12 protein-coding genes are annotated in these 14,308 nt (G+C 67.2%); 3 read left to right on the top strand and 9 right to left on the bottom strand.

The window, feature by feature from the left end:
- Positions 1-10: 10 nt before the first annotated feature.
- The 9 genes from lapB to gyrA form a co-directional block, all read right to left on the bottom strand.
- Positions 11-1,159: a lipopolysaccharide assembly protein LapB gene (gene lapB, locus ACVMK0_RS03800; RefSeq protein WP_045535150.1), complete on the bottom strand. Its 1,149-nt coding sequence runs from the start codon at positions 1,157-1,159 to the stop codon at positions 11-13.
- On the bottom strand, positions 1,149-1,439 hold the full coding sequence (locus ACVMK0_RS03795) for a lipopolysaccharide assembly protein LapA domain-containing protein (RefSeq protein WP_045535148.1): 291 nt from the start codon (positions 1,437-1,439) through the stop codon (positions 1,149-1,151). Before ACVMK0_RS03795 ends, lapB begins: the two co-directional genes overlap by 11 nt.
- Before the next feature lie 79 nt (positions 1,440-1,518).
- Positions 1,519-1,818 carry an integration host factor subunit beta gene (locus ACVMK0_RS03790; protein WP_045535147.1) on the bottom strand — a complete coding sequence of 100 codons (300 nt, stop codon included), beginning with the start codon at positions 1,816-1,818 and terminating at the stop codon, positions 1,519-1,521.
- A gap of 7 nt (positions 1,819-1,825) precedes the next feature.
- On the bottom strand, positions 1,826-3,505 hold the full coding sequence (gene rpsA / locus ACVMK0_RS03785) for a 30S ribosomal protein S1 (RefSeq protein WP_045535146.1): 1,680 nt from the start codon (positions 3,503-3,505) through the stop codon (positions 1,826-1,828).
- A gap of 122 nt (positions 3,506-3,627) precedes the next feature.
- On the bottom strand, positions 3,628-5,697 hold the full coding sequence (locus ACVMK0_RS03780) for a bifunctional 3-phosphoshikimate 1-carboxyvinyltransferase/cytidylate kinase (RefSeq protein ID WP_476464358.1): 2,070 nt from the start codon (positions 5,695-5,697) through the stop codon (positions 3,628-3,630).
- 41 nt (positions 5,698-5,738) lie between these two features.
- A complete protein-coding gene (locus ACVMK0_RS03775) occupies positions 5,739-6,650 on the bottom strand; it encodes a prephenate dehydrogenase (protein WP_476464357.1) in 912 nt (303 codons plus the stop codon).
- Between the two features lie 14 nt (positions 6,651-6,664).
- On the bottom strand, positions 6,665-7,750 hold the full coding sequence (gene pheA, locus ACVMK0_RS03770; protein ID WP_231851238.1) for a prephenate dehydratase: 1,086 nt from the start codon (positions 7,748-7,750) through the stop codon (positions 6,665-6,667).
- A gap of 142 nt (positions 7,751-7,892) precedes the next feature.
- Positions 7,893-8,999, bottom strand: coding sequence for a 3-phosphoserine/phosphohydroxythreonine transaminase (gene serC / locus ACVMK0_RS03765; protein ID WP_476464356.1), 1,107 nt, complete (start codon positions 8,997-8,999; stop codon positions 7,893-7,895).
- Between the two features lie 33 nt (positions 9,000-9,032).
- Positions 9,033-11,756 carry a DNA gyrase subunit A gene (gyrA, locus tag ACVMK0_RS03760; RefSeq protein WP_476464355.1) on the bottom strand — a complete coding sequence of 908 codons (2,724 nt, stop codon included), beginning with the start codon at positions 11,754-11,756 and terminating at the stop codon, positions 9,033-9,035.
- A 298-nt stretch (positions 11,757-12,054) separates the two neighbouring features.
- Between gyrA and ompA the strand changes: the two genes are divergently transcribed.
- From ompA to ACVMK0_RS03745, 3 genes are all read left to right on the top strand, one after another.
- On the top strand, positions 12,055-12,753 hold the full coding sequence (gene ompA, locus ACVMK0_RS03755; RefSeq protein ID WP_476464354.1) for an outer membrane protein OmpA: 699 nt from the start codon (positions 12,055-12,057) through the stop codon (positions 12,751-12,753).
- 149 nt (positions 12,754-12,902) lie between these two features.
- Positions 12,903-13,616 (top strand): bifunctional 2-polyprenyl-6-hydroxyphenol methylase/3-demethylubiquinol 3-O-methyltransferase UbiG, encoded by a 714-nt coding sequence (ubiG, locus tag ACVMK0_RS03750; RefSeq protein WP_250960073.1) that lies wholly within the window; start codon positions 12,903-12,905, stop codon positions 13,614-13,616.
- A gap of 10 nt (positions 13,617-13,626) precedes the next feature.
- The gene (locus ACVMK0_RS03745) at positions 13,627-14,301 is read left to right on the top strand and encodes an HAD-IA family hydrolase (protein ID WP_045535133.1); all 675 of its coding nucleotides are present in this window, start codon (positions 13,627-13,629) and stop codon (positions 14,299-14,301) included.
- The last annotated feature ends 7 nt before the right edge of the window (positions 14,302-14,308 follow it).

Here is a 14,308-nt window from a genome sequence, read left to right as displayed (position 1 = left end):
CGGCTGGAGTTTAGAGTTCTTCGATGCGCAAGGGCGGGTAGCTGTCCCAGCTCTGGCAACCGGGGCAATGCCAGAAATACTGGCGCGCCTCAAAGCCGCAGCCGGCGCAGCGGTAGCGCTTGAGCGGCTCGCAAGCGCGTTCGAGCGCGGGCTTGACGAGGTTTTGTTCTACCGGCGATCCCCATTGCGACCCGCCCAACCACAGGCTGGCGGCCACCAGCGAGGGTTCGCGGCGCAGGTGCTCGAGGTAGAGGGCGCGCGCGGCTTGCGCATCGTCTTCGAGGCTGACCAAGGCTTGGGTGACGTCGAGCGAGGCGACGTGCTGCTCGCTCCACTGCTGCAACAAGGCGCGCACGGCTGGCGTGCGCCCCAAGCGCTTGCCCCACAGCGCCAGATTGTGCGCCACCAGCGGCAAATGCCCCGGGACATGCCGCACCATGCCTTGCAAAGCCTCCCAAGCCCCTTCGGTTTGCTGCAGGCTGTGGCGCAGATCGGCCAACTGCACCCAAGCCCGCGCCGATTCGGGGATGCGCTGCACCAGCTGCTCGAGCAACACCAGCGCCTCGGTGGTGTGTTGCTGCTGGCGCAAGCTGGCGGCTTGCTCACAGCGGTAATGCGCCAGCCGCAACTGAAAGCTGCCGCGGCCGGCGTCTTCCAGCAACTCGGCCATGGCGGCGGCCTGCTCCCAGTCGCGCGTGCGTTCGTAAATGGCCAGCCGCGCCAGCCGGGCATCGGTCTGAAGCGGCGTGCCCTCGAGCCGCAGCAGCGCCGCCTCGGCCCGATCGAGCAAGCCCGCTTTCAAAAAATCTTGGGCCAGCGCATGGCGTGCGCGCGCGCTCTCGTGCGCCGACAGGTCCGAACGCGCCAGCAGGTGTTCGTGCACCCGCACGGCGCGGTCGTAGTCACCGCGGCGGCGAAACAAATTGCCGAGCGCAAAGTGCAGCTCGGAGGTGTCGGGGTCGTTTTGCACGGCCTCGATGAAGGCATCGATGGCCTGGTCGTGTTGCTCGTTGAGCAGGTGGTTCAGGCCGCGAAAGTAGGCCTTGGGTGCGCGCCGGTTTTCCAGCCGCATCTGGCGCAAATCAAAGCGCGACGCCAGCCAGCCCAGTGCAAACGCAGCGGGCAGGCCCCAGAGCAGGCTGATCAGGTCAAATTCCATGAGGGGGCAGTTCGCCGCCGCTGGCTTTGGTTTCGGGCTGGTTGGCCGGTGGCGCCGCCGCAGCCCGCGCGGCGCGGCGCGCCCGCAGCCACAGCGGCGTCATGACCGCCACCCCCAGCGCCAGCCCCAGCACCAAGGCAGCCAAGACCACCAGCACCAGCGGGGCGTCCCAATAGGCGCCAAAAAACCAATGCAAGCGCACGGCGCCTTGGTTGTTGAGCGCGAACGCAAAGACGACAAAAAAAATGGCTGCCTTGAGCAGCCACGAGAGGTAATTCACGCTTGCCCCCAGTGGTGAGCAAGATTGTAACGGGCTGACCAGCCCGTCACACCTGCACCCTCTGCGCTAGGGCTGGGTTTTATGCGGAAGGGGTGCCGCCCCCGGCATCGACCTGCTCGCGCAGGGCTTTGCCGGGTTTGAAATGCGGCACGCGCTTGGCCTCGATGGCCACGCTCTCGCCGCTGCGCGGGTTGCGCCCCATGCGCGCCGCGCGCTCGCTGAGCGTGAAGCTGCCAAAACCGCGCACTTCCACGCGCTGCCCCTGGGCCAAGGCTTGCGCGATGGCCGACAGGATGGTTTTGACGGCCAATTCGGCGTCGCGCTGACCCAACTGAGCAAAGCGCTCGGCCAAAGCTTGCACCAAATCGCTGCGCGTCATGGCCGCATCAACCGTTGTTGTCGAGTTTGGCGCGCAGCAAGGCCCCCAGGCTGGTGGTGCCTGCGTTGCCCGCGTTTTGCTGGCTCAGGTTGGCCATGGCCTCTTGCTGCTCGGCCATGTCTTTGGCTTTGATCGAGAGCTGGATGTTGCGCGTCTTGCGGTCCACGTTGACCACCACGGCCGTGACTTCGTCGCCCTCTTTGAGCACGTTGCGCGCGTCTTCGACCCGGTCGCGGGCGATTTCAGAGGCCCGCAGGTAGCCGACCACGTCGGAGCCCAGATCGATCTCGGCCCCTTTGGCATCGACACTCTTGACCTTGCCGACCACGGTCGCGCCCTTGTCGTTCATCGACACAAAGGTGGTGAATGGGTCGCCGTCAAGCTGTTTGATGCCGAGGCTGATGCGCTCGCGTTCGACATCGACGCCCAACACGATGGCCTCGACCTCTTGGCCCTTCTTGAAGTTGCGCACCGCGGTTTCGCCGGGCTCGTTCCACGACAGGTCCGACAGGTGCACCAAACCGTCGATGCCGGCCGCGAGGCCGACGAACACGCCAAAGTCGGTGATCGAGCGGATCGGGCCCTTGACGCGGTCGCCGCGCTTGGTGGCTTCGGCAAACTCGTGCCACGGGTTGGCGCGGCACTGCTTCATGCCCAGCGAGATGCGGCGTTTGTCTTCGTCGATCTCGAGCACCATGACCTCGACCTCGTCACCGAGGGCCACCAGCTTGTTGGGGGCGATGTTCTTGTTGGTCCAGTCCATTTCGGAGACGTGCACCAGCCCTTCGATGCCGGGCTCGAGTTCGACGAAGGCACCGTAGTCGGCGATGTTGGTGATTTTGCCGAACATGCGCGTGCTGGCCGGGTAGCGGCGCGCCACGCCCATCCAGGGGTCGTCGCCCATTTGCTTGAGGCCTAGGCTGACGCGCTGTTTTTCGGCGTCGAACTTGAGCACTTTGGCCGTGACTTCTTGGCCCGGCTGCACCACTTCGGACGGGTGGCGCACGCGGCGCCAAGCCATGTCGGTGATGTGCAGCAGGCCGTCGATGCCACCCAGATCGACGAAGGCGCCGTATTCGGTGATGTTTTTCACCACGCCGTGCACGATCGCGCCTTCGCGCAGGGTGTCGAGCAGCTTGGCGCGCTCTTCGCCCATCGAGGCTTCGACCACGGCGCGGCGCGACAGCACCACGTTGTTGCGCTTGCGGTCAAGCTTGATGACCTTGAACTCGAGCGTTTTGTTTTCGTAGGGCGTGAGGTCTTTGGTCGGGCGGCTGTCCACCAGCGAACCGGGCAGGAAGGCGCTGATGCCGTTGACCATGACCTTGAGGCCACCCTTGATCTTGATGCTGGTGGTGCCGGTGACGAAGTCGCCGGACTCGAGCGCGCGCTCGAGCGCCATCCACGAAGCCAGCCGCTTGGCCTTGTCGCGGCTCAGGATGGTGTCGCCGTAGCCGTTTTCGACCGCTTCCACGGCCACCGAGACGAAGTCGCCGGCTTGGACTTCGAGTTCGCCCTGATCGTTTTTGAATTCGGCAATCGGCACGTAGGCTTCGGATTTGAGGCCGGCGTTGACCACGACGTGGTTGTGCTCGATGCGCACCACTTCGGCGGTGATGACCTCACCTTGGCGCATTTCGGCGCGCTTGAGCGATTCTTCAAAAAGGGCGGAAAAAGATTCAGACATGGGGCTTCCTGGGCCGCGTGCGCCTTGCAAGGGAACGATCACAAGGCATGCGGCGGATACAAAAACGCAGGGCCAGCGGGCGCTGCGGGTTTCATGGTTGTGAACCCTCGGGCCTGCGGCTGTCAGAGGCAGCCGGCGGGGCCGTTGGGGCCTGAGTTACACACCTGCCACCAGTCGAGCACCTGTTGCACCGATTGCTCGATGCTCTGCTCGGAGTTGTCCAGTAGGCGGGCGCCCTCGGCTGGCTTCAAAGGCGCGGCGCTGCGCGAGCGATCGCGCTCATCGCGCGCCTGAAGGTCAGCCAAAAGGTCTGCCATTGTAGCAGGGATGCCTTGCGCCATCAATTGCAGGTGGCGCCGCTGGGCGCGCTGCTCGGCGCTGGCGGTGAGATAGACCTTGAGCGCGGCATCCGGGAACACCACCGTGCCCATGTCGCGCCCGTCGGCCACGAGGCCGGGCAGGCGCCTGAAATTGCGCTGCAGCTCCAGCAGCGCGGCGCGCACCTCGGGCAGCGCGGCCACGCGCGAGGCCGCCATGCCAGCGGCTTCGCTGCGCAAGGCCGCGCTCACCTCCTCGTCCCCCAGCCACACTTGCTGGCCCTCAAAGCGCAGCGGCAGCTCGCGCGCCAGCTGGCCCAGCGCGGCGGCGCAGCCCGGCTGCTGCAGGGCCGGCGCGCGGGTGTCGATGCCGGCGCGCTCGGCCGCTAGGCCCAGCAGCCGGTACAGCAGGCCGGAATCGAGCCGGTGGTAGCCCAAGCGCTGCGCCAGCTCGGTAGCCAGCGTGCCCTTGCCCGAGGCCGTGGGCCCGTCGATGCACAGCACCGGGATGTGGGCCGCATCGGTCTGGCAGACCGCGAACAGGGTCTCGAAAAAATCGGGGAAGGTCTTGGCGACGCACTTCGGGTCCTCGATCCGCACTTTGATGCGCGCCGGGTTGAAGGCGGCCAGGGCAAAGCACATCGCCACCCGGTGGTCGTCGTAGGTGTGGATGCTGGCGCTGCGCCAGCCGCTGCCGTCGGCGGGCAGGGGCTCGATGCGCAGATAATCGCTGCCCTCCTCGACTTGGGCCCCGAGTTTGCGCAGCTCGCAGGCCATGGCGGCCAAACGGTCGGTCTCTTTGACGCGCCAGCTGGCGATGTTGCGCAGCACGCTCGGGCCGTCGGCGTACAGCGCCAGCACGGCCAGCGTCATGGCGGCGTCGGGGATGTGGTTGCAATCGAGGTCGATGGCGCGCAGCGGCCAGCGAGCGCGGCGCACGAGCAGCGCGTTGGGCTGGCCCTCGACTTCGGCGCCCATGGCGCGCACGGCATCGACGAAGCGGATGTCGCCCTGAATCGAATCCAGCCCCACGCCCTCGATGCGCAGGCCCGCGCTGCCGGGGCTGGGCGGCGCGATGGCTCCGAGCGCCACAAAGTAGCTCGCCGACGAGGCATCGGCCTCGACGTGCAGCGCGCCGGGCGAGCGGTACTGGCTGCCCGCCGGGATGACGAAGCGCTCCCAGCCCTCGCGCTGCACCTGCACACCAAAGCGCGCCAGCATGGCCAGCGTGATGTCGATGTAGGGCTTGGAGATCAGCTCGCCCTGCACCTCGATCGCGATCGCCTGTTGCGCGCTCACCAGCGGCAGCGCCAGCAGCAAGGCGGTGAGGAACTGGCTCGAGACGTCGCCGCGCACCCGGATGGCCTCGTCCAGCCGCAGCGCGTGTTGCGCGCCGTCGCCCACGCGCAGCGGCGGGTAGCCTTCTTGGCCCAAGCACTGCACCGGGCAGCCGAGCTGGCGCAGCGCGTCGAGCAAATCGCCGATGGGGCGCTCGTGCATGCGCGCCACGCCGGCAAGCTCGAACTGCGCCCCTTGGGTGGCCGCCAGCAGCGCCAGCGCCGCCGTGAGCGGGCGCATGGCGGTGCCGGCGTTGCCCAAAAACAATTGCGCTTGGCGCTGCACCAGCTGGCCGCCGAGTCCGTGCACTTGCAGCGTCTGCGCGCCCGTGGCGTCGATGCGGCAGCCCAAGGCGCGCAAGGCCGCCAGCATGACTTGGGTGTCGTCGGACTCGAGCACCTCGTGCAGCGTGGTGCAGCCGGCGCTGAGCGCGGCCAGCAGCAGCACGCGGTTGGAGATGCTCTTGGAGCCCGGCAGCCGCACCCGGCCAGCGGCGCTCGTCAGGGGGGGCAAGTCGAGGAAGGCGGTTTGGTACATGGTGAAAAATGGGTGCGGTGGCGGCCTGCGGTGGCGCCACCCTAGGGCCGATGCGGTGGCGCGGTGCTCGGGGCAACGGGCGGTGTGCAGCCAGACGCCGGCTGCCACTGGCTGCGCAGCGCGCTGGCGTGGGCGATCAGCTTTTGCAGGACGCTGCCGTCGCTGTGCTGCATGGCCGCTTCGAGCGCGTCGAGCGCGGCGCGAAACTGGCGCGATTGCGCCAGCACCTCGGCCGCGTTGGCCTGCAAAATGTCGCGCCAGATCACCGGGTCGCTGGCGGCGATGCGGCTGAAATCCCTAAACCCGGGGCCGGCCAGCTCCAGCCACTGGCGGCCGGCGCGCTGCTGCCCGAGCGCATTGACGGCCGCAAAAGCCAGCAGGTGCGGCAAGTGGCTCACGGCGGCGTAGGCGGCGTCGTGGTCTTGTGCGTCCATCAGGCGCACCTGCGCCCCCAGCGCCTGCCAGAGCTGCTGCGCGCGCGCGCTCTGCTGCGGCGCGGTTTCGGGCAGCGGCGTCAGGATCACTTGGCAGCCGCGGTACAGGTCGGCGTCGGCGTGCTCGATCCCGGCCACCTCTTTGCCGGCGATCGGGTGCGCAGGCACGAACTGCGGCAAGTGCGCGCCCAAGGTGCGCCGGGCCGCCGCCACCACGTCGGCCTTGGTCGAGCCCACGTCCATGAGCAGCGCCTGCGCCCCGAGCAGGTGGCGAACGGCCTTGAAGGTGTCTTCAGTCGCCGCCACCGGCAGCGCCAGCAGCACCAGGTCGGCCCCCGAGACCGCCAGCAGCGCCGACGGCGCTTCGACGTCGATCACGCCCAGCGCCCGCGCCCGGCTCAGGGTGAGGGGCGATTTGCTGTAGCCCACCACGCGCCGCACCAAGCCGGCGCGCTTGAGCGCCAGCGCAAAAGAGCCGCCCATGAGGCCGCAGCCGATCAGACCGAGTTGTTCGAACATCACCGCCGCCCCCTTCAATCGGCCACCGGGTAGGCCCCGAGCAGTTGGTAAAAGGCACACAAGCCCTGCAACTGCTGCAAGGCCGCAGCCACGTTCGGCTGCGTAGGGTGGCCGGCGAGGTCGATGTAGAAGTAATACTCCCACTGGCCCGATTTGGCCGGGCGCGATTCGAAGCGCGTCATCGACACACCGTGCTGCTTGAGCGGCACCAGCAGATCGTGCACGGCACCGGGGCGGTTGGGCACCGACAGCACCAGGCTGGTGCAGTCGCGCCCTGAAGGCGGTGGCATGGCCATGGTCTGCGGCAGGCAGATCACGGCAAAACGGGTGCGGTTGTAGGCTTCGTCTTGCACCGCGTGCGCCACGATGTGCAGGCCAAACTGGGCCGCGGCGCGCTCGCTGGCCAGCGCCGCCCAAGCCGGGTTGGCGGCCGCCAGCCGCGCGCCCTCGGCGTTGCTCTCGACCGCGCGCCGCTCGGCCTGCGGCAGGTGCCGCGTCAGCCATTGTTGGCACTGCGCCAGCGCCTGCGGGTGCGCCAGCACGGCCTCGATGCCCTCGAGCGCGTTGCACTGGCGCAGCAGGTTGTGGCGGATCAGCAGGCTGACCTCGCCCACCACGTGCACCGGCGAGCGCAAAAACAAGTCGAGCGAGCGCGTGACCACGCCTTCGGTGCTGTTTTCGATCGCCACCACGCCAAACTGCGCCGTGCCGGCGGCGGTGGCGTGAAAGACTTCGTCGAAGCTGCTGCAAAAAATCAGGTTGGCGGCGCTGCCAAAATACTCCACCGCCGCCTGCTCGCTGAAGGTGCCCGCCGGCCCCAGCACCGCCACCCGCTGCGGTGCCTCCAACGCCAGGCAGGCCGACATGATCTCGCGCCAGATCGCGCCCACGTGCTGGTTTAGCAGCGGGCCGGGGTTGCGCGCCTGCAGGCGCTCGATCACCTGCGCGACCCGGTCTGGGCGGAAAAAAGGCGAACCCTCGGCGCGCTTGATCGCCCCCACCTGCTCGGCCACGCGCGCGCGCTGGTTCAAGAGCGCCAACAGCTGCGCGTCGAGCGTGTCGATCTGCAGCCGCAGGTCGGCCAGCGCTGGGGTTTGCACGACCGGGTTTTCAGCGACCGGGCTTGGCAGACCTGCCGGGCCAGCAACAGGCGCGGCGGCTGTTGGATCGGCTGGCCCTGAAGCAGCCGCGCTCGAAGAGGCAGGGTGAGGCAGGCTCATGGGGTGTGGTCTGCGGTGGGGTTTATGACTGGCGCTCAAACTCGCGCAGCCACTCCACCAGCGCTTGCACGCCTGCCAGCGGCATGGCGTTGTAGAGGCTGGCGCGCATGCCGCCCACCATTTTGTGGCCCTTTAGTTGCAGCAGCCCGCGCTCGGCCGCTCCGGCCAGAAACGCGGCGTTGCGCGACTCGTCGCGCAAGAAAAACGGCACGTTCATGCGCGAGCGGCAGGCCGGATCGACCCGGTTCTCGTACAGCTGCGAGCCATCGATGCAGTCGTAGAGCAGCTGGGCCTTGGCGATGTTGCGCGCCTCTACGGCGGCCAGCCCAGTCAGATCGCCCTCGCGCTGCGCCTTGATCCACTGCAGCGTCAGGCCGGCGATGTAGATGGCGTAGGTGGGCGGGGTGTTGAGCATCGACTGGTTGTTGGCCTGCAGCCGGTAGTCGAACACGCTCGGGCAGATCGGCAGCGCGTGGCCCAGCAGATCTTCGCGCAGCACCACCAGCGTCAGGCCAGCCGGACCGATGTTTTTTTGCGCCCCGCCGTAGGCCAGCGCCACCCGGCTCCAGTCCAGCGGGCGCGACAGCACGTGCGAAGAAAAATCGATCGCCAGCGGCGCCTCGCTGCCTAGGGCGCGCAAGTCGGGCAACTGGTGAAACTCGACCCCGTGCACGGTCTCGTTGCTGCACAGGTGCACGTAGCTGGCCTGCGGGCGCAGCCGCCAAGTGGCGGGGTTTGGGATGTGGGTGTAACCGTCCGCCTTGGCCACCACTTGCGCGTCGCCGTATTTCAGCGCCTCTTCGGCCGATTTTTGGCTCCAGCTGCCGGTGACCACGTAATCCATCTGCCGCTGCGGCTTGAGCGCGGCCAGATTGAGCGGCAGCACCGCGTTTTGCGCCTGCGCCCCGCCCTGCAAAAACAGCACGCGGTAGTGGGGCGGAATCGCCAGCAACGCACGCAAATCGGCCTCGCATTGCTCGATGATGAGGCCGTAGTCGCGGCCGCGGTGGCTCATCTCCATCACGCTCATGCCGCTGCCGTGCCAGTCGAGCATTTCGGCGGCGGCCTGTTGCAGCACCGATTCGGGCAGCGTGGCCGGGCCGGGGGAAAAGTTGTAGGGGCGGCTCATGGGCAATGGGGGCTAAAGGGTGGGCGCTGCGGCTCAAGCGCTGGGGTTGGCGTCGGGGTTTGCTTCGGGATCGGTGGCATCCGGGGTGGCGTCGGGGCTGGCCTCGGGGTCGGCGGCAGGCTCGGTGGCGGCGTCGTTTTCCACCACGCGCTGCAAGCCGCTGAGCTTGGCGCCGGCGTCGGTGGCGATCAGCGTCACGCCCTGGGTGGCGCGGCCCATCTCGCGGATTTCGGCCACCCGGGTGCGCACCAGCACGCCGCTGTCGGTGATGAGCATGATCTCGTCATCGGGGTGCACCAGCGTCGCCGCCACCACGCGGCCGTTGCGCTCGCTTTGCTGGATGGCGATCATGCCCTTGGTGCCGCGGCCGTGGCGCGTGTATTCGCTGATCGCGGTGCGCTTGCCGTAGCCGTTTTCGGTGGCGCACAGCACGCTGGCGCGCGCCGCCGGGGTGGTGGTGCTGGCTTGCGCGCCGCCCGCTTCGTCGGGCGCCTCGGCCACCAACATGGCGATCACGCGCTGGCCTTCTTCGAGCATCATGCCGCGCACCCCGCGGGCGTTGCGGCCCATCGGGCGCACATCGTTTTCGTCGAAGCGCACCGCCTTGCCGCCGTCCGAGAACAGCATCACGTCGTGGCGGCCGTCGGTGAGCGCGGCGCCGATCAGGAAGTCGCCCTCGTCCAGATCGACAGCGATGATGCCGGCCTTGCGCGGGTTGGAGAACTCATCCAGCGCCGTCTTTTTCACCGTGCCCATGGCGGTGGCCATGAACACATATTGGTCCGCCGGGAAGCGCCGGTGGGCCCCGGTGAGCGCCAGCGCGACGTTGATCTTTTCGCCCTCGGCCAGCGGGAACATGTTGACGATCGGTCGCCCGCGGGCGCCGCGCGAACCCGAGGGCACCTCCCAGACCTTGAGCCAGTACAGGCGGCCGCGGTTGGAAAAGCACAAAATCCAGTCGTGCGTGTTGGCGATGAACAGCTGGTCGATCCAGTCGTCCTCTTTGGTGGCGGTGGCCAGCTTGCCGCGCCCGCCGCGCTTTTGCGCCCGGTACTCGTTCAGCGGCTGGCTCTTGATGTAGCCGCCGTGGCTGAGCGTGACCACCATGTCGGTCGGGGTGATCAGGTCTTCGGTTGACAGGTCGTGGGCGCTGTGCTCGATGGTGCTGCGGCGCGCGCCCAGCTTGGTCTGGCCAAACTCGGCCTTGATCGCGTCCAGCTCCTCGCCGATGATCACCGACACGCGCTGCGGCGTGGCCAAAATGTTGAGCAAATCGTCGATCTCGGCCATCACGGCGCGGTACTCGGCCACGATCTTGTCTTGCTCCAGCCCGGTCAGGCGCTGCAGGCGCATCTGCAAAATCTCTTGCGCCTGGGTCTCGCTCAAGCGGTACAGGCCGTCGGGCTGCATACCAAAGTCACGCTCCAGCGCATCCGGCCGGTAGTCGTCGGCGTTGACGCTGCTGCCGTCGGCGCGCGTGCGCGTGAGCATCTGGTGCACCAGCGCGCTGTCCCAGCGCCGCGCCATCAGTTCGGTGCGTGCGATCGACGGCGTGGCCGACTCGCGGATGATGCGGATGAACTCGTCGATATTGGCCAGCGCCACCGCCAGCCCCTCGAGCACATGGCCGCGCTCGCGCGCTTTGCGCAGCTTAAACACCGTGCGCCGCGTCACCACCTCGCGCCGGTGCTGCAAAAAGACCTCGATCAAATCCTTGAGGTTGCACAACTTGGGCTGGCCGTCGATCAGGGCCACCATGTTGATGCCAAAGGTGTCTTGCAGCTGGGTCTGTTTGTACAGGTTGTTGAGCACCACCTCGGGCACTTCGCCGCGCTTGAGCTCGATCACCAGCCGCATGCCGGATTTGTCGCTCTCGTCTTGGATGTGGCTGATGCCCTCGATTTTTTTCTCGTGCACCAACTCGGCCATGCGCTCTTGCAGCGTCTTTTTGTTGACCTGATACGGCAGCTCATCGACCACGATGGCTTGGCGCTGGCCGCGGTCGATGTCCTCGAAGTGGCATTTGGCGCGCATCACCAGCCGCCCGCGGCCGGTGCGGTAGCCCTCGCGCACGCCATGCACGCCGTAGATGATGCCGGCGGTGGGGAAGTCGGGCGCCGGGATGATCTCCATCAAGTCATCGACGCTGGCCTCGGGGTGGCGCAGCAGGTGCAGGCAGGCATCGACGACTTCGTTGAGGTTGTGCGGCGGGATGTTGGTCGCCATGCCCACGGCGATGCCGGTCGAGCCGTTGACCAACAGATTGGGCAGGCGCGCCGGCAGCACCAGCGGCTCTTTTTCGCTGCCGTCGTAGTTGGGGCCGAAGTTCACCGTCTCTTGGTCGATGTCGGCCAGCATCTCGTGCGCGATCTTGGACAGGCGGATTTCGGTGTAGCGCATGGCGGCCGCGTTGTCGCCATCGACCGAACCGAAGTTGCCCTGGCCATCGACCAGCAGGTGGCGCAGCGAAAAGTCCTGCGCCATGCGCACAATGGTGTCATAGACCGCGCTGTCGCCGTGCGGGTGGTACTTACCGATCACGTCACCGACGATGCGCGCCGATTTTTTGTAGGGCCGGTTCCAGTCGTTGCCCAGCTCGTGCATGGCAAACAGCACGCGCCGGTGCACCGGTTTCAGGCCGTCGCGCGCATCGGGCAGGGCTCGACCCACGATCACGCTCATGGCGTAGTCGAGGTAGCTGCGCCGCATCTCCTCTTCGAGGCTGATGGGCAGGGTTTCTTTGGCAAACGAGGTCATGGCGCGGCAGGGTTGGCAACGGGAAGGCAATCCGCGATTTTAGGCGCTGGCGCTGGCGCGTCGTCTTAAACCCCGGCCAAGCTTTCAGACTTGGCCCGTGCAGCCCAAGAACCTAGGTCAAACCCTAGCCATGTTGCTGCCATGCAACATTGGTGACATCTACGGCACCGGCGCAGCATCTGTCTCGCGCACAATCAGATTCGCCACTCGATTCGCTTGTGGCACAATGTGTACACCTTCGGGCGAGGCTTCGTGCTTCGGTTGAATCTCAGTCCACCCGCTTTTAAAGAGGAATGCAATGAAAAAACTGAACAAAATCGCAGCATTGTTTGCCGCAGTTGCCCTGACCGCCGTTGCCGCCTTGCCAGCCCACGCACACAACCACGGCGCCCCCGCCACCGCCACGATCGACAACTGGCGCGCCACCGACGGCTCCGTCTGGCGCAGCGCCGACCGCCTGTGCTGGCGCAACGCCAGCTGGACCCCGGCCACGGCTGCCCCGGGCTGCGATGGCTTTATCGTGCCACAACCAGTTCCGGCTCCTGCGCCCGCTCCGGCCCCCGCACCCGCTCCGGCTCCGGCACCCGCTCCGGCTCCGGCAGCCGCCCCGGCCCCAGCACCCGCTCCGGCCCCAGTCGCCGCTGCACGCGTCACCTTCTCGGCCGACGCCTTCTTCCCCTTCGACAGCGCCGTGCTGCAACCCGAAGGCCGTGCCCGCCTCGATGACCTGGTCGAAAAAATCGCCCCGATCAACCTCGAGGTCATCATCGCCGTGGGTCACACCGACTCCGTAGGTTCGGCTGCCTACAACCAAGGCCTATCCGAGCGCCGCGCCGAAGCCGTCAAGGCCTACTTGGTGAGCAAAGGCATCAGCGCCGACCGCGTTTACACCGAAGGCAAGGGCGAAACCCAGCCGGTGGCCGACAACCGCACCCGCGAAGGCCGCGCACAAAACCGCCGCGTCGAGATCGAGGTGGTGGGCACGCGCCGCAACTGATCCTGCTGGGCCTAGCCCAGACGGCTCGAAACCGCCCTTCGGGGCGGTTTTTTTATGGGGCAGCATTGCGCCCTTTAAACGCGATGCTCGCTGCACGCGCACCTGCGCGTAATTTTGTATGCACCTGCAAGCCCAGCCATAATCCGGCCATGGACAAACCCCTCAACGCCGACCCGGCCGAACTGGCCAAATTCTCCGAGCTCGCGCACCGCTGGTGGGACCCCGAGAGCGAATTCCGCCCGCTGCACCAGATCAACCCCCTGCGCTTGGGCTGGATCGAAACCCTCGTCCCCTTGAGCGGCAAAACCGTGCTCGATGTGGGCTGCGGCGGCGGCATCTTGGCCGACGCCATGGCACGCAAGGGCGCCCAGGTGCTGGGCATCGATTTGGCCAGCAAAGCGCTCAAGGTGGCGCAGCTGCACGCGCTCGAGGCCGAAACCCCGCGCGTCAGCTACCGCGAAGTCAGCGCCGAACAACTGGCGCAAGAGCAGCCCGCGCACTACGACGTGGTCACCTGCATGGAAATGCTCGAGCACGTGCCCGACCCGGCCTCGGTGGTGCAAGCCTGCGCGGCCTTGGTTAAGCCCGGCGGCTGGGTGTTTTTTTCCACCCTCAACCGCAACCCCAAGTCGTTCGTGTTTGCCATCATCGGTGCCGAATACGTGCTCAAGCTGCTGCCCAAAGGCACGCACGAATACGCCAAATTCATCCGCCCCAGCGAACTGGTGGGCCACTGTCGCGCCGCCGGCCTGCAAGCGCAAGGCATGCGCGGCTTGCAGTACAACCCGCTCACGCGCCGCTACTGGCTCGACGCCGACACCAGCGTCAACTACCTCGTGGCCACCCAAAAACCATTCGCATAAAACCCGCCGCATGAAATTTGCCCATGTACGCGCGGTGCTGTTCGACCTCGACGGCACCCTGATCGACAGCGCGCCCGACCTGGCCTGGGCCGCCGACCAACTGCGCCGCACGCGCGGCCTAGAGCCGCTGCCGCTGGCCCACTACCGCCCGGCCGTCGGCGCCGGGGCGCGCGGGCTGATCCACGCCGCGCTCGGCTTGGGCCCCGAACACCCCGAATTCGATGCGCTCAAACACGAGTTCTTCGACACCTACCAAGGCTGCATGCACCAGCGCACCCAAGCCTTTGAGCAAGTGAACGAAACAGTCGCCGCGCTGCTCCAATACGGCATGGCCTGGGCCGTGGTCACCAACAAAATCGAGCGCTTCGCCCTGCCCATTACCGCCGCGCTGCCGCTGTTTGCCAGCGCCGGCACGGTTATCGGTGGCGACACCACGGCGCACCCCAAACCGCACCCGGCCCCGCTGCTGGAGGCGGCGCGCCGGCTGGGCTGCGCCCCCGCGCACTGCATCTATGTGGGCGACGACCGGCGCGACATCGAAGCCGGCCGCGCCGCCGGCATGGCCACGGTGGCCGCGCTGTACGGCTACATCGGCCACGCCGACGACCCCCACACTTGGGGGGCCGACGCCGCCATCCATGCCCCGCTCGAACTGTTGAACTTTTTGCAATCGGGTGTACACTAACCCGGAC

The sequence above is a fragment of the Serpentinimonas sp. SSL01 genome (assembly GCF_056323735.1).
Note: the sequence above shows the minus strand (reverse complement) of the source record. Positions and strands in the feature narration are given on the sequence as shown.